At 65.4% G+C, this 17,215-nt stretch carries 16 protein-coding genes; 9 read left to right on the top strand and 7 right to left on the bottom strand.

What is annotated here, in order from left to right; translation table 11 throughout:
* Positions 1-16: 16 nt before the first annotated feature.
* Genes CVS48_RS11180 through CVS48_RS11200 form a run of 5 tightly spaced genes read right to left on the bottom strand, consistent with a single transcriptional unit; the run spans position 17 to position 5,420 of the window.
* Positions 17-754 (bottom strand): IclR family transcriptional regulator, encoded by a 738-nt coding sequence (locus CVS48_RS11180; RefSeq protein ID WP_100854509.1) that lies wholly within the window; start codon positions 752-754, stop codon positions 17-19.
* A gap of 49 nt (positions 755-803) precedes the next feature.
* Positions 804-1,958, bottom strand: coding sequence for an acyl-CoA dehydrogenase family protein (locus CVS48_RS11185; protein ID WP_100854510.1), 1,155 nt, complete (start codon positions 1,956-1,958; stop codon positions 804-806).
* Positions 1,959-2,003: 45 nt separating this feature from the next.
* A complete protein-coding gene (locus tag CVS48_RS11190) occupies positions 2,004-4,133 on the bottom strand; it encodes an acetate--CoA ligase family protein (protein ID WP_100854511.1) in 2,130 nt (709 codons plus the stop codon).
* Complete coding sequence (locus CVS48_RS11195; protein WP_100854512.1) at positions 4,130-4,627, bottom strand: MaoC/PaaZ C-terminal domain-containing protein; 498 nt, start codon at positions 4,625-4,627, stop codon at positions 4,130-4,132. Before CVS48_RS11195 ends, CVS48_RS11190 begins: the two co-directional genes overlap by 4 nt.
* A gap of 40 nt (positions 4,628-4,667) precedes the next feature.
* Positions 4,668-5,420: a beta-ketoacyl-ACP reductase gene (locus CVS48_RS11200; protein ID WP_061306426.1), complete on the bottom strand. Its 753-nt coding sequence runs from the start codon at positions 5,418-5,420 to the stop codon at positions 4,668-4,670.
* A 224-nt stretch (positions 5,421-5,644) separates the two neighbouring features.
* Here CVS48_RS11200 and CVS48_RS11205 point away from each other — a divergent pair, with 224 nt between their 5' ends.
* The 7 genes from CVS48_RS11205 to CVS48_RS11235 all read left to right on the top strand — a co-directional run bounded on the left by CVS48_RS11205 (position 5,645) and on the right by CVS48_RS11235 (position 12,917).
* A complete protein-coding gene (locus tag CVS48_RS11205) occupies positions 5,645-6,610 on the top strand; it encodes a tripartite tricarboxylate transporter substrate binding protein (RefSeq protein ID WP_100854513.1) in 966 nt (321 codons plus the stop codon).
* A gap of 83 nt (positions 6,611-6,693) precedes the next feature.
* Positions 6,694-7,677 carry a Bug family tripartite tricarboxylate transporter substrate binding protein gene (locus CVS48_RS11210; RefSeq protein WP_100854514.1) on the top strand — a complete coding sequence of 328 codons (984 nt, stop codon included), beginning with the start codon at positions 6,694-6,696 and terminating at the stop codon, positions 7,675-7,677.
* 51 nt (positions 7,678-7,728) lie between these two features.
* Positions 7,729-8,604: a MaoC family dehydratase gene (locus CVS48_RS11215; RefSeq protein WP_100854515.1), complete on the top strand. Its 876-nt coding sequence runs from the start codon at positions 7,729-7,731 to the stop codon at positions 8,602-8,604.
* A gap of 5 nt (positions 8,605-8,609) precedes the next feature.
* On the top strand, positions 8,610-10,139 hold the full coding sequence (locus CVS48_RS11220) for an AMP-binding protein (RefSeq protein ID WP_100854516.1): 1,530 nt from the start codon (positions 8,610-8,612) through the stop codon (positions 10,137-10,139).
* 30 nt (positions 10,140-10,169) lie between these two features.
* Positions 10,170-11,309, top strand: a complete 1,140-nt coding sequence (locus CVS48_RS11225) for an acyl-CoA dehydrogenase family protein (protein ID WP_100854517.1) — start codon at positions 10,170-10,172, stop codon at positions 11,307-11,309.
* A gap of 37 nt (positions 11,310-11,346) precedes the next feature.
* A complete protein-coding gene (locus tag CVS48_RS11230; protein WP_100854518.1) occupies positions 11,347-12,504 on the top strand; it encodes an acetyl-CoA acetyltransferase in 1,158 nt (385 codons plus the stop codon).
* Positions 12,505-12,506: 2 nt separating this feature from the next.
* Positions 12,507-12,917 carry a Zn-ribbon domain-containing OB-fold protein gene (locus CVS48_RS11235; RefSeq protein WP_100854519.1) on the top strand — a complete coding sequence of 137 codons (411 nt, stop codon included), beginning with the start codon at positions 12,507-12,509 and terminating at the stop codon, positions 12,915-12,917.
* Positions 12,918-13,028: 111 nt separating this feature from the next.
* Here CVS48_RS11235 and CVS48_RS11240 read toward each other — a convergent pair whose 3' ends face one another.
* Positions 13,029-14,618 carry a sulfatase family protein gene (locus tag CVS48_RS11240; protein WP_100854520.1) on the bottom strand — a complete coding sequence of 530 codons (1,590 nt, stop codon included), beginning with the start codon at positions 14,616-14,618 and terminating at the stop codon, positions 13,029-13,031.
* Positions 14,615-15,574 (bottom strand): Bug family tripartite tricarboxylate transporter substrate binding protein, encoded by a 960-nt coding sequence (locus CVS48_RS11245; RefSeq protein ID WP_242001320.1) that lies wholly within the window; start codon positions 15,572-15,574, stop codon positions 14,615-14,617. The genes CVS48_RS11240 and CVS48_RS11245 overlap by 4 nt, the downstream gene beginning before the upstream one ends.
* A 115-nt stretch (positions 15,575-15,689) precedes the next feature.
* Here CVS48_RS11245 and CVS48_RS11250 point away from each other — a divergent pair, with 115 nt between their 5' ends.
* A complete protein-coding gene (locus CVS48_RS11250; protein WP_242001319.1) occupies positions 15,690-16,631 on the top strand; it encodes a LysR family transcriptional regulator in 942 nt (313 codons plus the stop codon).
* A gap of 191 nt (positions 16,632-16,822) precedes the next feature.
* Complete coding sequence (locus tag CVS48_RS11255; RefSeq protein ID WP_100854522.1) at positions 16,823-17,209, top strand: DUF6152 family protein; 387 nt, start codon at positions 16,823-16,825, stop codon at positions 17,207-17,209.
* Positions 17,210-17,215 lie beyond the last annotated feature (6 nt).

Here is a 17,215-nt window from a genome sequence, read left to right on the forward strand (position 1 = left end):
TGATGAATCGGGGTTCTCAGGATTCGAAGAATTCGGCGCGCGCGTCCAGGATGATCTGGACGTACTTCTCCATGTTGGCGTCCATGCGGTGGGTCGGACCGACGATGGAAAGGGCAGTCAGCTGCCCGCCCACGCGCCCCGCAATGCCGACGGCCGATACTCCTTCATTGCCTTCGTCGCGGCTGTTGAAGTGGTGCTTGGGCAACTGCGATTCGATCTGCGCGCGCAAGGTGTCAGGGTTGGTGATGCTGCTGGCCGTGACGTGTTCAAACGGCAGCGTATCGATGAGCGCATTGCGTTCCGCCGCGTCCATCTCGCCCAGCAGGGCTTTGCCCAATGCTGCAACCTGCAGATCGAAGGTGGTGCCGGGCTTCACCACATAGCGCAAGGCGCGCGGGCTTTCCTGGCTGGCGTAGATCTTCACCTTGTTGCCGTCGAGCAAGCCGCACATCGATGATTCGCCGGATTGGCGCGTCAGGATCTCCAGCGCTTCCGAAGCGAAGGACTGCAGCGGGTCGGCCGCCGAGATGCCTTGGGCCACGTCAAGCAGCCTGCCTGTGGGGTGGAAGTAGCGCGATTTCGGCGTGCGCAGCAGATAGCCCGCCTGACGCAGCGTGTAGAGCAGGTCCGAGCAGCTGCTGTCGGCCAGATCGAGAAAGCGCGCCATTTCCGAGTTCGTCAGGGGACGGCGTTCCCGCGCATAGACTTCGAAGACTTGTAGTACACGCTGTGCGGTAGGGAGGATTTGCGGCATAGGATGTCGGAATTGAGTGGGGAACCGGCCCGGGCGGTTGCGTAGTCGGTCATTTCAACGCGGAAATGCCCAGTACGCTCTGCGCCATGAGCAGGGCCTGGATCTGGTTGGTGCCTTCGGCAATGCTCAGGTGGCGGGCGTCGCGGTAGTAACGCTCGACGGGAAACAACGTGGTGTAGCCCGCGCCGCCATGCACCTGCATGGACAGTTCCGCCACGCGCAGCACGGCGTCGGTGGCGTGGCGCTTGGCCATCGAACATAGCATCTGGCTGTCGGCGGCGTTGCGGTCCAGCGCGTCGGCGGCGCGCCAGCACAGCAGGCGCGAGGTTTCGACCAGCGTCATCATGTCGGCGATCATATGCTGGACCAACTGGAAGCCGCCGATGGGCCGGCCGAACTGAACCCGGTCGCCGGCGTATTTTACCGCTGCCTCACAGGCCGCCTCCGCAATACCCAGCGCCGAGAACGCCACCACGCAGCGGCCGATGTTGAGGTATTTCTTGGCCAGCGCGAAACCCTTGCCCTCGGTGCCGATCAGGTTGGCCGCGGGGATCTCCACGTCTTCGAACAGCAACTCGCCCAGCGGGCAGCTCAGCATGCCCATCTTGTGGATGGGGCTGGACGAGAAACCCGGCATGGCGCGCTCGAACAGCAGACAGGACACGCCGCGTTCGCCGCTTTGACGCTGGGTCTGCACGAACACCACTCCCAGCTCGCAAACCGTGCCCAGGCTGATGTAGAGCTTGCGGCCATTGACGCGCCAACCGCTGGCGGTTTCGACGGCGCGGGTTTCGACGTTGGCGGCGTCCGAGCCGATGTTCGGTTCGCTGAGCGCGAAGCTGGCGATCGCCTCGCCCGACAGGACGCGCGGCAGGTACTTTTCCTTGAGATAGGGCGAGCCGCCGTCGCTCAGCACCGAGGCGGCGAGATTGCTGGTGCTGACGATGCTGCGCAGCGAAGGCCAGACGCGCGCCAGCTCGGCGATCAGCATGCCGTAGGTCGTCATCGGCAAGCCGTAGCCACCGTCCTTTTCCTGCAGCATGCCGCCCAAGAGGCCGAAGTCGCGCATCGCGCGGACCATTTCCTGCGGCACCACGCGGGCTTCGGCCTCGTAGCGGTTGACGATGGGGGCGACTTCGGCCGTCAGGTAGCGACGCAGCGAATCGCGCAATTCGATCTGGGTGGAGTCCAGTGAGAAGTCCATGCGGGTCCTAGGCGGGTATGGTCGAAGAGAGAAATCCGGCGGCGGTCATGGCAGGCGCTGCCCCAGGCCGGCATCGGCGTCAGGCCGCAGGCCGATCAGCGCGTCCAGCGGCATCACGCCTTGCCCCTCGGCGCCGACCCAGACCGGGTTGAGCTCTATTTCCTGCAAGGCGTCGCGGTGGCTCCAGGCGAAGTCCGAGACCCGCAAGATCAGCGCCTCCAGCGCGGCGAGATCGGCAGGCGCCTCGCCGCGCACGCCGTCCAGCACTTCGGCGTAACGGATCTCGCGCAGCAGCGCGCGCGCATCGTCGCGCGACAGCGGCAGCATGCGGTGGGCCACGTCGCGGATGGTTTCGACGAAGATGCCACCCAGGCCGAAGGTCAGCACCAAGCCGAAGGCTGCATCGCTGTGCACGCCCACCAGTACCTCGCGCCCGCCTGGCGGCAGCATGCGCTCCACCAGGATGCCGTCGATGACGGCGCCAGGGCTATGGAGCGCGACGGCCGCATGGATGGCCGCATAGGCCTCGCGCGCGGCGCCCGCGCTGGCGATGCCGAGCTTGACGCCGCCCGCTTCCGTCTTGTGCGCGATTTGGGCGCTGACTACCTTCATCACCACGGGAAAGCCCAGGCGCTCGGCCTCGCGGGCCGCATGCTCGGCGCTGGTGACCACCAGCCCTTCAGGAATCGGCAGGCCGGCTTCACGCAGTAAGGATTTGGCCGCGGCTTCGCTGAGCATGCGGGCCGGCACGACGGCGCCATCTGCGTGCCTGGGCGCAGCAGCCGTCCCGCCTTCCGGCCGCTGCCACGGTATGGCTTTGGACAGGGCCGCGATTGCGTCTGACAAGGACAGGAAGGGCAGCAGGCCGGCGGTTTCCAGCAACTGGAATCCGCCGCCCAGGCGCCGGCTCATCCAGACCGGGACGATCAGGGTTTCGGTTTCGGCCGCCACCGTGGCGATGGCCTGCGCCATGCCGTCCGTGATGCTGCCGTAATCCATGGGAATGGGAAACAGCACCGTGCCTACCGCCGGGTCGGCGCAAATCGCGCGCAGGCACGCGGCCGAGGCTTGGGGGTTGCGCAGGATGTCGGCGGTGGTGTCGACCGGATTGTCCATGCTGGCGAAATCCGGCAACAGCTTGCGCAGGGCGGCCTTGGTCTCGGGCGCGAACACTGCCATCGGCAGACCGGCGGCGCCGGCAATGTCGGCGGCCAGCGCGGCGGTGCCCCCGGAAAAGGTATAGATGCACAGGCCGTTGCCGCTTTTGCGGGTGATGCGCGTCAGCAGGCGCGAGACTGCCAGCAGCTGGTCCAGGTCATCCACTTCGATTGCGCCGAATTGCCGGAACACGGCGCTGTTGACGGCGGCCGTGCCGGCCACCGATGCCGTGTGCGATTGCGCGGCGCGCACGCCGGCTTCGGAGCGGCCCACCTTCAGCACCACCACCGGCTTGTTGCGGGCGCGCGCCAGCTCCAGCGCCGCGGTCAGGCGCCTGCCGTGCTTGACGCCTTCCATCAGCAGGGCGATCACGCTGATCTTCGGATCGTTCGCCATGTGGGCGATGAAGTCCGGGATCTCCAGGTCGACCTCGTTGCCGGCGGAAAACCACAGGCCCACACCCTGGCCATAGGACAGGCCCTGCAGCAGGTTGCGGCCCAGTCCGCCGCCCTGGGTGGCCAGGCCGATGGAACCGGTGTTCAGATCGTCCTTGAAGGCGGGCGAGAAGGTCATGCCCAGGCGGTCACGCACATTGACAAAGCCAGGGCAGTTCGGTCCGTAGACGTGCAGGCCGGTGGACTCGCACAGCTGGGCGATCTCGCGTTCCAGGCGCTGGCCTTCCTCGCCGGCTTCCGAGAAGCCGGACGTCATGACGACCGCGAACGGAATGCCGCGCGCCGCGCATTGGCGCAACGCATCCAGCACCAGCGAGGCATTGATCATGATCAGGGCCACGTCGATTTCGGCCTCGGGCAAGGCGCTGATCGACGGCCAGCAGGGCCGGCCGCCGATCTCCTGGTAGGCCGGATTGACCGCGTACACCTCGCCCGGGACCGTCGAATGCAGCACCAGATTGTCGTACAGGCGGCGCCCTTGGCTGGATTCGCGGGCGGAGGCGCCCACCACGGCCACGTTGCGCGGATTGATGAAGCGGGTCAGGTCTGCGAACGGTTTCATGCCGAGCCCTCCATGGACCGCAGCACCATCGCGAAGTCGGCCTGGACCACCACCTCGCCGCGCTGGTTGACGGCTTCACGCCGGAACACCACCTTGTCCTTGCCGGGCCGGTACTGCTCAGTCTTTTCCGTCACCGTCACCCGCACGACGATGGTGTCGCCGATGAAGGTGGGTTTGGGAAAGCGGCAATTGATGTCGATCAGCGCCAGCACGTAGGGCTCCAACTGGCGGTAGCCGTTGGATTGGGTGGTCAGCCCGGATAGCACGGAAAGTACCAGCAGGCCGTGGGCGATGCGCTGGCCGAAGGGCGTGGACCTGGCGTACTCATGGTCCACGTGCAGGCGGTTGAAGTCGCCGGACAGACAGGCGAAGTTGACGATGTCGCTCTCAGTAATGGTGCGGCCGGCGGACTCGAAGCGGTGGCCGACCTCCAACGAGGGCAGGGATGTCGGCGGTGGCAGCGGGAGCGGGTTGGCGGGGCTTGCGCTTTGCATGGCTGATCGGATTCCGGAGTAGGGGCGCGGGTGGGGCGTTTTACGAAGCGTAGCGGCCGCCGGTCACGTGCAGCAGTTCGCCCGTGATGAAGGAGGACCGCTCAGAAGCCAGGAAGGCCACGGCGTTGGCGATGTCTTCGACCGCACCCAGGCGCGGCACCGGCTGGCGCGCCAGCGCGTTGGCGCGCAGGGTTTCATAGGTGGACAGGCCGCGCACCAGCGGCGTTTCGATCAAGCCAGGGGCGATGGCGTTGGCGGTGATGTTGAACTTGCCCTGTTCCAACGCCAGCGCGCGGGTGAAGCCGATCAGGCCAGCCTTGGCGGCCGAGTAGTTGGTCTGGCCGGGGTTGCCCCAGTGCGCGCGCGAGGCGATGTTGATGACGCGGCCCCATTTCCTTTCCATCATCGAGGGCAGGGCGGCCTTGGTGCAGTAGTAGGCGCCCTTCAGGATGGTATCCACCACCGAATCCCAGTCTTCCACCGGCATCTTGAGCAGGTATTTGTCGCGCGTGAAGCCGGCGTTGTTGACCAGGATGTCGATGCCGCCGAAGGCGTGCGCGGCCAGCTCGGCCATGGTCTGGACCTGTTCGGGATCGCAGACGTCGAGCACGGCGCCGATGGCCTCATGGCCGGCCTGCTTCAGGCTGCCAACTGCCTGCTCCACCGATTCCGGGTTGATGTCGGTAATCACAATCCGGGCGCCTTCCTGCGCCAGGGCCAGCGCCGAGGCGTAGCCGATGCCGCGGCCCGATCCCGTGATGACAGCGACTTTACCGGTGAGTTGCAGGTCCATCTCCATTCCCCTTCTGTAACTGGTGGATGCCCTGGCACATGGATCCGAAATCCGATATTTCGGAAAAGGCCGGGCGGGGTTAAATTTATTCCGAGGTTCCGAAGAAATATACACAACACCGGAAATATTGACAATTTATATCGGCATCTCGTTATACTGTTCGGCATGTCGGATTTAGTTGGCCCGACATTCCCCTATCTCTAAAAATGGAAGGAGATCGACTCATGACAATGTTGAAGGGATTGTTGGCCGCGGTACTGAGTCTGGCTGCCGTGGGTGCAGCCAGCGGGTCCGACGCGTATCCGAACAAGCCGGTGCGGGTGTACGTGGGCTTCGCGCCGGGCGGCGCGACCGACCTGCTCGCCCGCCTGTACGCCAAGAAGTTGGGCGAGCGTTTCAACCAGACATTCATTGTCGAAAACCGCCCTGGAGCCGGCGGCAATATCGCGATCCAGGCGCTGACGCAAGCGCCCGCCGATGGCTACACCATCGCGATGGCGGCCAACTATGTGGCGGCCAACGCCGCCATGAAGCGCAACCCCTACGACTGGGAGCGCGACCTGATGCCCATCGGCATGGTGGCGTCCACGCCCAACATCCTGGTGGTGCCGCCCGGCTCCAGCATCCAGAGCGTCGACGACCTGATCCGCAAGGCCCGCGCGCCGGGCAACAAGCTGACCTTCGCTTCGGCTGGCATGGGGTCGTCCATCCATCTGGCGGGCGAGCTGTTCAAGGTCATGGCCGAGGTCGACATGACGCACGTGCCCTACAAGGGGGTTTCGCCGGCGGAAGTGGACCTGATGTCGGGCTTGGTCGACATGATGTTCGGCAGCGTCTCCACCGCGATCCCGCTGGTGCAGGCCAAGAAGCTGAAGGCACTGGCCGTGACCGGACGCGATCGCATGAAGGCGATGCCGGATCTGCCCACCATCGAGGAGGCCGGCCTCAAGGGCTACGACGTCGAAGCGGTGTACTTCATGGCGGCGCCCGCCAAGGTGCCGGCGCCGGTTCTGAAGACGCTGGCCGACGCCGTTGCCGACATCAACAAGCAGCCCGACGTGCAGGAGTTCATGGACCGGATCTACGCCCGGCCCTTGACCGGCAGCCCTGAAGAGGCCCGCGCTTTTCTGAAGACCGAAGTGAAGAAGTGGCAGGGCGTGGTCGACGCCACCGGCATGAAGGTGGATTGACGCGACGGTAACGAATCCGTTCATCGGATCCGAGACAGCGGGCGCCACAAGCCCGCGGAACACAAAACTATCAGGAGACATACATGAACACACGCAGGCGAGTCGCGCTGGCAGTGCTGGCCGGCCTGATGACCTCATTGGCCCTGCCGCAGATGGCGCGCGCGGCGGATGGCTATCCGAACAAACCTCTGCGCCTGATCGCGCCCAGTTCGCCGGGCGGGATCCTGGACATCACCAGCCGGGTGATTGGGAAGAAATTGTCCGAACGGCTGGGGCAGCCGGTGGTGGTGGAAAACATGGCGGGCGCGGCCGGCATCCTGGGCATGCAAGGCCTGCTGCGCGCCGAGCCCGACGGCTACACGATGGTCATGGGCAGCAGCGGCCCCAACGCGGTCAACTACACCCTGTACAGCAAGCTGCCCTACGCGATGTCCGACTTCGCCCCGGTGATCCGCATCATCACCATGCCGAACGCGTTGGTCGTCAACGCCAACTCGCCGGTCAAGACGCTGGCGGAGTTTCGCGACTATGCCCGCAAGAAGCAGGGCAGCCTCTCCATGGCGGTCTCCATGATCGGCACGTCCGGCCACCTGGGCGGCGAGTTGCTGAAGAGCCGGCTGGATTTCACGGCGGTCACCGTGCCCTACAAAGGCGCCGCCCCGGCGACCAATGACCTGTTGGCGGGGCAGGTGGATTTCACCGTAGAGAACGTGATCACCGTGGCGCCGCTGGTCAAGGCCGGCAGGCTGCGCGCGCTTGCGGTCACCACCCGCGAGCGCAGCCAAATCCTGCCCGAAGTGCCGACCCTGGCCGAGCAGGGCTATCCCGATGTCGACGTGGGCGCCTGGTTGGGCGTGCTGGTCGCGGCGCGCACGCCGCCGGCCGTGGTCGCGCGCCTGAACACGGAGCTCAACGCGGTCCTGGCCGATGAAGAGGTCAGGAAGCAGTTGGCGCAGCAGGGCGGCATTCCGTTGGGCGGCACCCCGGCAGAGTTCGACCGCTTCATCCGGTCGGAAAAAGACCGTTGGGAAAAAATCATCAAGGCCGCCGGCATCAAGGCGGAATGACCCGCAAGCCGGCGGCAACGCGCCGCCGGCTTGCACAGGGAGGAATGATCCATGGCAATCGATTATCAAAACCTGCGCAACTGGAAGTTCGAGGACCGCGTCGATCGCTACGGCGCGCGCGACTGCATGATCTATGCGTTGGGGCTGGGCTACGGCAGCGATCCTGCGAATGAAAGCGAACTGCGCTACGTGCATGAAGAGGAAACGGCCGTGGTGCCGACTTTCCTGGCCACCATCGGGGCGCCCAACGGCTGGGCGGCGGATCCCGCCACCGGCATTGACTGGTTGAAGATCCTGCACGGCGAGCACCGCATGACTTTCCATGCCCCGCTTGCCCCCGCCGGCGCGGTACGCAGCCAGACTCGCGTCACGCGGGTGGTGGACAAGGGCGCCAGCAAGGGCGCGCTGGTCGTGACCGTGCGCGACATTTCGGACGCCGAGAGCGGCGTGCCGCTGGCGACCGTTGAACATGTGTCGTTCTGCCGCGCCGATGGCGGCTTTGGCCCGGGCGACGCATCGCCCGAAGCATTGCCGGCCACGCCAGAGCGCGAACCCGATCAGGTCGTGCTGCTGCCCACGCTGCCGCAACAAGCGTTGCTGTACCGCCTGAACGGCGACCTCAACCCGGTGCATGCGTTGCCGCACATGGCGCGTGCCGCCGGTTTTGACCGGCCCATCCTGCATGGCCTGTGCACCTATGGCATGGCGGCGCGCGCCCTGCTGCAAGCGTGCGGATGCTCAGCGCCCCAACGGCTCGGCGCGATCGCCGCGCGCTTTTCCGCGCCGTTTTTTCCGGGCGAGACGCTGCGCGTGGAGATCTGGCGCGACGGCGACAGCTTGCAATTTCGCGCCGTGGCCGACGAGCGCGACACGGTGGTGCTGAGCAACGGCGTCGCCAGCCTGGCGTATTGCGCGAACGAGAGGTGAAACCTATGTCTGCACTTGAAGCCCATGCCCGGGAGATGCCCGACCGCATCGCCTACCGCATGATTCCCTCCGGAACCACGGTGACCTGGCGCGAGCTGGAGCTGCGCAGCCGCAAATGCGCGACTGCTTTGCTGGACGCCGGCCTGCGGGCCGGCGACGTGATCGCGGTGTTCCTGGAAAACCACCCGCGCTTTTTTGAACTGCTGTGGGCCGCGCATCGCGTCGGGCTGTACTACACCACCATCAGCCGCCACCTGAAGCGCGAGGAAGCGCGCTACATCATCGACAACTGCGACGCGCGGGTGCTGTTCTATTCGAGCCACACGCAGGCCGAAACGGATGCGGACAGCCTGGATGCGCGCGGCGTGTTGCGCGTCCGCATGGACGGCGTGGACGCCGGCGCGATCTCTTACGAGGCGTGGATCGGCCGCTACGCCGACGATGTGGCGCTGCCAGAAACCCCGGAAGGCACGGATTTCCTGTATTCGTCGGGCACCACCGGCCTGCCCAAGGGCATCAAGCGTCCGCTATCGGTGGCCAACCGCTATTTCCGGGTGGGGGACGCGCCCAGCAGCGCGTGGAAGGCATTCGACCGCGACACGGTCTATCTGTCGACTGCGCCGTTTTATCACGCAGCCCCGGTGCGCTGGAACATGGCGGCACTGCGCGCGGGCGGCAGCTGCGTGATGATGGAAAAATTTGACGCGGCAGCGGCTCTGGAGGCCGTCGCCACTTATGGCGTCACGCATTCGCAGTGGGTGCCGACAATGTTCATCCGCCTGCTGCGCCTGCCGCGGGAAGTGCGTGAGCACCATGACTTGTCCACGCTGCGCTATGCCGTGCACGCGGCCGCGCCGTGCCCGGCCGACGTCAAGGAAGCCATGATCGCGTGGTGGGGGCCGATCTTGTACGAGTACTACAGCGGCACGGAACTGGTGGGGCGCACGTCGCTGGGCTCCGAGGAATGGCTGACGCATCGCGGGTCGGTCGGCCGGCCGGAGTTCGGCCAGGCTCACATCATGAGCGAGGACGGGCTGAACGAACTGCCCGTGGGACAGCCCGGCGTCATCTACTTTTCCGGCGGCGGTTCCTTTGAATATCACAAGGATCCGGACAAGACACGCGGCGCCTACAACGCGCGCGGCTGGGCCACCTACGGCGATATCGGCTACCTGGACCAGGATGGCTATCTGTATCTGACCGACCGCCTGTCCAACATGATCGTGTCGGGCGGCGTCAACATCTATCCGCAGGAAGCGGAGAACCTGCTCAGTACGCATCCCGCGGTGGCCGACGTGGCGGTGGTGGGCGTGCCGAACGAGGAGTTCGGCGAGGAGGTGAAGGCGGTCGTGCAATTGCGCGATCCCGCCGCTGCCAGTCCCGAACTGGCGCAGCAACTGATCGCCTATTGCCGTGACCGGATCTCGCCCGTCAAGTGCCCCAAGAGCGTGGATTTTTCCGGCGACATGCCGCGCACCGAGACCGGCAAGCTGCTCAAGCGCCTGGTCAAACAGCGCTACTGGCCGCAAGCCTAGGCGGCCCACCATGACAGATCAGGAGACGGCATGAACCAGCAGCGCAGACTTTTCTCCGCGGACCATGAACTGTTCCGCGACACCGTGGCGCGTTTCATCGCGGACGAGATCACGCCCCACCACTACCAATGGGAACAGGACGGTCTGGTGCCGCGAGATCTGTGGCGCCGGGCCGGCGCGGCCGGCATCCTGCTGCCCAGCACCCCCGAGGAATACGGCGGGGGCGGCGGAGATTTCCTGCACACCATCATCGTGGTGGAGGAGATCGCCCGCGCGCTGGCCACTGGCGTCACCGGCTTCACCACCCATTCAGACATCGTGGCGCCCTATCTGCTGAACTTCGGCACCGAGCGCCAGAAGCAACGCGACCTGCCCGGCATGGCACGAGGCGACATCGTCGCATCCATCGCGATGACCGAGCCGGGAGCGGGCAGCGACGTCAAGGCCATACGCACCGCGGCGGTCAAGGCGCAGGGCGGCTACGTCATCAACGGTCAGAAGACGTTCATTACCAATGGCTTTCACGCCGACCGCGTGCTGGTGGTGGCCAAGACGGACCCCGGCGCCGGCGCGCGTGGCATCAGCCTGTTCTGGGCCGATACCGCGGCCACTGGATTCACGCGGGGACGGCTGCTGGACAAGGTCGGTCAGAAGGCGCAGGACACGGCCGAGCTGTTCTTCCAGGACATGTTCGTGCCGGACGAGGACATGCTGGGCGAGCCGGGCCAGGGCTTCGGCTATCTGATGAAGGAACTGGTGCGCGAACGCCTGATGATCGCGGTGCGCTGCGCCATGGCGCTGGAGAGCGCGCTGCAATGGACCGTCGACTACACCAAGCAACGGCGCGCCTTCGACAAGGCCCTGATCGACAACCAGTACATCCGGTTCAAGCTGGCCGATATCAAGACCCTGGCCGCCGCAACCCGCGCCTTCGTCGACGGCTGTGTGCAGCAATACCTGGACGGCGAACTCGACGCCGGGGGGGCGGCCATGGCCAAACTGTGGGCGTCCGAAGCCACCAGCGCGATCGATGATCTGCTGCAGTTCCACGGAGGCTACGGCTACATGCGCGAATACCCCATTGCCCGCGCCTACACCGACGTTCGACCCAACCGGATCTATGGGGGCGCCTCGGAAGTCATGCGCGAACTGATCGCCCGCACGCTTTGAACTTTTTTCTTCGACTTCGACAGGAACTGATCCCTACATGACCAAGCATCTTTCGAAATCGGTCGCCATTGTCGGCGCCGCCGAATCCGACCTGGGGAAAGTCCCCGGCATGACTTCGCTGGACCTGCAGGCGCAGGCGTCCGCCCGCGCCCTGCGCGATGCCGGGCTGACGCTGCAGGACGTCGACGGCGTGTTCGCGCACGTGGACGACAAGTTCGCCGGCCTGCATCTGGCGGAATACCTGGGCATACGGCCGCGCTACGTGGATTCGACCAGCGTGGGCGGCATGTCCAGCGTCATGCACATCCGCCACGCCATGGCGGCCATCGAGGCCGGCATGTGCGAGGTGGCGCTGGTGGCCTACGGCAGCACCCAGCTGTCGGACGGCACGCGCAAGGTGGGCGGCACGCCCGAAGACATGCGCATGCCGCGCGGCCAATTCATCACGCCCTACGGGCAATTGAGCCCCATCGGCTATTACGCGATGGTGGCGCAGCTGCACATGCAGCGCTATGGCACCACCCACAAGGACCTGGCCGAAGTGGCGGTGGCGGCGCGCAAGTGGGCGCAGCTCAACCCCAAAGCCTACCGGCGCGAGGACACCTCGATCGAGGAAGTCATGGCTTCCAAAATGATTGCCGACCCCTTGCGCCAGCGCGATTGCTGCCTGGTGACCGACGCCGGCGGCGCCGTCATCGTCACGTCCGCCGCCCGCGCCCGCACGCTCAAGCGGCCGCCGGTCTACGTGATGGGTATTGCCGAATCCTTCTCGCACCACTACACGCCCTTCAATACGGTGGACTGGTTGGACACCAATGTGAAGCAGACGGCGGATGCCGCGCTGGCCATGGCCGGCGTCACGCGCGCGGACATCGACGTGGTGCAGATCTACGACCACTTCACCATCGGCGTGATCCAGTCGCTGGAGGAGCTGGGGTTCTGCAAGCGCGGGGAGGGCGGCGCCTTCGTGGCGGATGGGCGCCTGGCTCCCGGAGGCGACTTCCCCATCAATACCTCCGGCGGCGGTCTGTCCTACAACCATCCCGGCCAGTTCGGCATGCTGCTGCTGCTAGAGGCCGTGCATCAACTGCGCAAGGAATGCGGCGAGCGCCAACTGCCCAAGGCTGAAATAGCCCTGGTGCATGCGCCCGGCCTGGTTTTTTCCTGCAACACCACCCTGATACTCGGAGTCTGACCATGGACCAAGCCCAACGCCCGCTGCCGCAACCGACCCGGATCACCCAGCCTTACTGGGATGCGGCGAAGGACCATCGCCTGGTCGTCCAGCAATGCTGCTGCTGCAAAACGCGTCAGTTCTACCCGCGCGAATTCTGCACCGCCTGCCTGTCGGACAGCATCGAGTGGATCGAGTCCGCTGGCCGGGGAACCGTCTACACCTACACCATCAACCGGCGCCCGAGCAACGCCGCCCTGAGCGAAAAAGTGCCATATGTCGTCGCCATGATCGACCTGGACGAAGGCGTGCGCATGATGGCCAACATTGTGGATTGTTCAGCCGAAGCGATCAGAATTGGCGCCCGGGTGCGAGTGTGCTTTGAGCCGGTCTCCCCCGAGATCACATTGCCGCAGTTCAGATTGGAGGCCTAGTTCCCGTGGCCCAACTCCGATAACCACGAAAAATGCGGTGCGGGTTGTAGCCGCGTTTGCGGGGAGGGCTTGCGGGCCCGGCCGAAGCCTCCCTCGAGGACAGCATGGCGGCTACGCCAAGGCCGTGGGGTAGGGGCTGGTGTCGATGTGGGACAGCATGGCCCGAGACAGTGTCTCCAGCAGGCGCGCGCGAACCTGCGCGCTCTGTGCCGCGTCCCAGAGGTTTTGCAACTCGTGCGGATCGTTGCGCAGGTCGTATAGCTCTCCCCAATTTGTGCCGTCGTATATCGTCAGGCGATGGTTTTCCGCCAGGAGCGTGCGGCAGCGAATCCGGCGGTCGAAACCCAGGATGACGCGCTGGCCTTCCTCCTCGATCATCAGCGCATCGCGCACGCCGACAGCCTGGCCCGAAATGACCGCAGCAAGATCGTGCCCCTGCATGCCGTTGTAGGGCTGGACGCCCGCGCGCGCCAGGATGCTGGGCGCGATGTCGATCGTGCTAACCAGCGCATCGCTGGCGGAACCCCCGGTGGCGCTGGCGCCGTCCCGCCAGATGAACGGCACCCGGGTCAGGCCCCGGTAGTGGATGGGGCCCTTCAGCATCAGTTGATGGTCGCCCAGATAGTCGCCGTGGTCGCTGGTGAAGATAACCACGGTATTGTCCGCCAGCCCGCTTTGTTCCAGCGCGGCCAGCACGCGGCCGATATGATGGTCGATATTGGCGATGGATCCATAGTTCAATGCCAGCGCTTCGCGCGTTTCGCGCTCGTTGCAGGCGAAGATCGCCGGGGTGTGCCTGACGGCCTTGCCGCTGTCGCGCTGGTCGCGCAGCCACGCCACATGCGGTGGTATGGAATGCCCGTCGAGAAAGGACGCGGGCAGCTCCATGTCCTCCGGCTTGTACATGTCCCAGTAGCGGCCCGGCGGCGTAAAGGGGTGATGCGGGTCGGGAAAGGAGCACTGCAGAAAGAAGGGGCTGTCGCCGAGGCTGTATTCACGCAGTTTTTCGATCGTGCGGTCCGCGATGTACGCCGTGGGATACAGTTCCTCGGGAACGCGGGTCCGCCAGGCCTGGCGAATGCGGGTCAGCTCATAATCCGGCGTCTCGATGGCGGCTTCAAAGCCGATCAGCGCCTCCACCTCCGGATGATGGCGGCGCAGCCAATAGCGGTAATGCCCGTGGGGCTGATCGCTATGGTCGTCCACCAGGTCCGCCTGCTGGAATCCGTAGTAGGGATAGCTCAGATCATAATCGTCGCGTTCCAGCCAGGAGCGCCGGTTTTCCTGGTCGTAGCGCCCGCTGGCATCCGGCGCTACTGCTTCCAGCGGAAGACGATCCTCGGCGCGGACGGGCCAGGAAGGCGGGATGTCCGTCATGTTCTGCAGATGGAGCTTGCCCACCACGCTGGTGCGCCAGCCCGCCGCGCCCAGCATGTCCACAAAGGTCCTGCTGCGCAGCGACAGCGCAATGCCATTGTGGCGCGCGCCGTGGGCGGATGGATAGCGGCCTGTCATCAGGCTGGCGCGGTTCGGCATGCATATGGGGGTGGCCACATGCATATTGTCCGCGCGCCATCCGCCGGCGGCCATGCGGTCCAGATGGGGCGTCGCGACGACGCCGTTGCCATAGGCGCCGAGGTGGTCAGCGCGATGCTGGTCGGTTATGAACAGCAGAAAGTTCACGGGACGGTCGGGCTTCATTGCGTGGCTCCCGATGCTTTTACCGCTGCGTTCCACTTGGGCATGTCGTTGCGCACCATGTCGCCAAACGCCTGCGGCGTCATCGGACGCGGAGCCATGCCCAGCGGTTGCAGCGCGGCGGTAAATTCGGGATTCTGCAGCACGGCCCGCAAATCGGCGCTCAGGCGTTCGATCACCGGCGCTGGTGTTCCGGCCGGAGCGAACAGGCCGATCCACGACTGCACGCTCACCCCTGGGGCCACCTCCGAGAACAGCGGCGTATCGGGGAGGGCCGGATAGCGCTCGGGATTGGCGACGCCAAGCACCCGGACCCGGCCATCGGACAGGAACGGCAGCGCTGGCGCAATGCCGCCTATCATCAGCGGCACGTGTCCGGCCACCAGGTCGCTCATCGCTGGCCCGGCGCCCTTGTACGCCGCGTGCACTACGTCCAGACCGGCGGCGTGCTTCAGCTGCTCCATGGCAAGCTGATGCACGGTGCCTACGCCAGGCGAGGCGTAGGTGTATTTGCCGGGATTCTGCTTCAGCACAGTCACTGCGTCAGACAGGTTCCGGGCCGGAAAGCTCTGGTTCGCAAGCAGCACCACCACGTTTTCAGCCACCATGCCGACCGGGGCAAAATCCTTGACCGGGTCGTACGGCATGGTGGGGTACAAGGCGCTGTTGATGCCATGGGTGTTGGTGGTTCCCATGAGCAAGGTATAGCCGTCTGGATTGGCGCGCGCCACCAGGCTGGCGGCAATATTGCCCCCGGCGCCGGGCTTGTTCTCGATGACCATCGTGTAGCCCCGGGCCTGCAGACGCTGCGCCAGCTGCCGTGTCAGCACGTCCACCGCGCCGCCCGGCGAGAACGGCACCACGACCTGCACGGGCCTGGCCGGATAGGTATCCGCGGCGTACGCGCTTGGCGACGCCAAGGCGGTACAAGCCGCCATCGCGGCTAGTGTCTTTTTCATTGTCTGTCTCCATCCATGCCGCGCATGGAACGCGGCCTGCACAGTATGGGCGCGGCGTTCATGCCCGGGAAATGAAATAAACTCACCGGACCATAACCATTCAGTTATCTATGCCATGTTCGTACGCCTTGGTACGCATCTGAAGCCACGCCATGCGGAGCTGATGATTGCCCTCGATGAGGAGCGCAATCTGGGGCGCGCGGCGGATCGGCTGCACATGTCGCAGCCGGCGGCGTCCAAGGCGCTGGCGCAGCTGGAAGAGCAGGTGGGCCATGCGCTGTTCGAGCGCACAAGCCATGGCACTCAGCCCACCGCCGCCGGTTCCATCATGATCCTGCACGCCCGCCACACCCTGGGTTCGGCGGCACGGGTCGCGGCGGAGCTGCAGGCCGCGCAGGAACGTGGATGCGCCTTGCTGCGGCTGGGCACGCTGCCGTCGGCGGCGGTCACGGTGGCTCCGCAGCTGATAGCCGCGCTGTGCCAACGCATTCCCGCCTTGGAAGTGACGCTCGTGGAGGGTGTACTGGACAACCTTTTGGACAGGCTTTCCGTGGACGATCTGGATATCGTCCTGGGCCGGCTGGGCGGACGTCCGCTGCCGGCCGAATGCGAAGCGATGCGCCTGCACGATGAACCGATCTGCATCGTATCGGCGCCGGGTCATCCGTTGGCAGGCCGGCGCGGCCTGCATCTGCGCGAGTTGCAGGGGAGTTCGTGGGTCTTGCCCTTGCCGGGCACCATGTTGCGGGAACGGCTGGAGCGGGCATTCGAGCAGGCCGGCCTGCCGGTGCCGCCGGCCCGCATTCATACGAATTCGCTGCTGGCGACGCTGGCTCATATCTGCCGTAGCGATTGGCTCGCGGCCATGCCGACCGCCATCGCCGAGTTCTACCGCGACCGGGGCGCGCTGGATGTCCTGCCTTTGCGCATCGAGGGAAATTTCGGCGCAATCGGCGCCATCTATCGCCAGCAGGGAACGCGAATGCCCGCGGTGCAGGCCGCGCTGGATTGGCTGGGTCAGGCGCGTGAACCTAGTGTCGAAGTTCATTCAACTTGAGATTCGGTTAACAGAAGTTGGCCTGTACGGATGTGTAGATCGACGCGGCGCGCGGGTTTGCACCGGGGCTGGGCATAGCCGCTGTCCGCCGTGGCAAGAACCGCTGTCCCGCTGCTATGCTTGCCTCACAGCCCGCCACGCTTCGGCGCCGGGCCGTGCCGACAGGCCAACCGCAACCCAGGAGCATCGACATGAAGCTATCGAAACGCGCGTTATTGGCAGGGCTGGCGTTATCCGCGCTGGCGGCAGTGGCCCCCGCGGCCATGGCGCATCACGGGTGGTCTTGGGCGGAATCCGAACAGATGACCTTGCAAGGCACGGTCGAGCAGGTGCAGGTTGCGCCGCCCCATCCCAATTTAAGGGTGCGGGCCAATGATGGTGTCTGGGTGGTCGAACTCGGCAATCCTACCCAGACGAAGGAAGCGGGGTTCGTCGAGGGCTCCGCCAAGCCGGGCGACGAAATCACCGCCATTGGCAACCGCGATCAGGACGCCGGCAACAAGCGCATGAAGGCCGTTCAGATCATGGTGGGCGGCAAGACCTACGACATCTATCCCAGCCGCATCAAGAAACCCTGAGCCGCA

It is taken from the genome of Achromobacter spanius, assembly GCF_002812705.1.
GTDB classification, from domain to species: domain Bacteria; phylum Pseudomonadota; class Gammaproteobacteria; order Burkholderiales; family Burkholderiaceae_B; genus Achromobacter; species Achromobacter spanius.

Excerpts from the sequence above, each read along its gene's own strand:
- CVS48_RS11180 (WP_100854509.1), bottom strand. The coding sequence starts at position 754 with ATGCCGCAAATCCTCCCTACCGCACAGCGTGTACTACAAGTCTTCGAA.
- CVS48_RS11185 (WP_100854510.1), bottom strand. The coding sequence starts at position 1,958 with ATGGACTTCTCACTGGACTCCACCCAGATCGAATTGCGCGATTCGCTG.
- CVS48_RS11190 (WP_100854511.1), bottom strand. The coding sequence starts at position 4,133 with ATGAAACCGTTCGCAGACCTGACCCGCTTCATCAATCCGCGCAACGTG.
- CVS48_RS11195 (WP_100854512.1), bottom strand. The coding sequence starts at position 4,627 with ATGCAAAGCGCAAGCCCCGCCAACCCGCTCCCGCTGCCACCGCCGACA.
- CVS48_RS11200 (WP_061306426.1), bottom strand. The coding sequence starts at position 5,420 with ATGGACCTGCAACTCACCGGTAAAGTCGCTGTCATCACGGGATCGGGC.
- CVS48_RS11205 (WP_100854513.1), top strand. The coding sequence starts at position 5,645 with ATGACAATGTTGAAGGGATTGTTGGCCGCGGTACTGAGTCTGGCTGCC.
- CVS48_RS11210 (WP_100854514.1), top strand. The coding sequence starts at position 6,694 with ATGAACACACGCAGGCGAGTCGCGCTGGCAGTGCTGGCCGGCCTGATG.
- CVS48_RS11215 (WP_100854515.1), top strand. The coding sequence starts at position 7,729 with ATGGCAATCGATTATCAAAACCTGCGCAACTGGAAGTTCGAGGACCGC.
- CVS48_RS11220 (WP_100854516.1), top strand. The coding sequence starts at position 8,610 with ATGTCTGCACTTGAAGCCCATGCCCGGGAGATGCCCGACCGCATCGCC.
- CVS48_RS11225 (WP_100854517.1), top strand. The coding sequence starts at position 10,170 with ATGAACCAGCAGCGCAGACTTTTCTCCGCGGACCATGAACTGTTCCGC.
- CVS48_RS11230 (WP_100854518.1), top strand. The coding sequence starts at position 11,347 with ATGACCAAGCATCTTTCGAAATCGGTCGCCATTGTCGGCGCCGCCGAA.
- CVS48_RS11235 (WP_100854519.1), top strand. The coding sequence starts at position 12,507 with ATGGACCAAGCCCAACGCCCGCTGCCGCAACCGACCCGGATCACCCAG.
- CVS48_RS11240 (WP_100854520.1), bottom strand. The coding sequence starts at position 14,618 with ATGAAGCCCGACCGTCCCGTGAACTTTCTGCTGTTCATAACCGACCAG.
- CVS48_RS11245 (WP_242001320.1), bottom strand. The coding sequence starts at position 15,574 with ATGAAAAAGACACTAGCCGCGATGGCGGCTTGTACCGCCTTGGCGTCG.
- CVS48_RS11250 (WP_242001319.1), top strand. The coding sequence starts at position 15,690 with ATGTTCGTACGCCTTGGTACGCATCTGAAGCCACGCCATGCGGAGCTG.
- CVS48_RS11255 (WP_100854522.1), top strand. The coding sequence starts at position 16,823 with ATGAAGCTATCGAAACGCGCGTTATTGGCAGGGCTGGCGTTATCCGCG.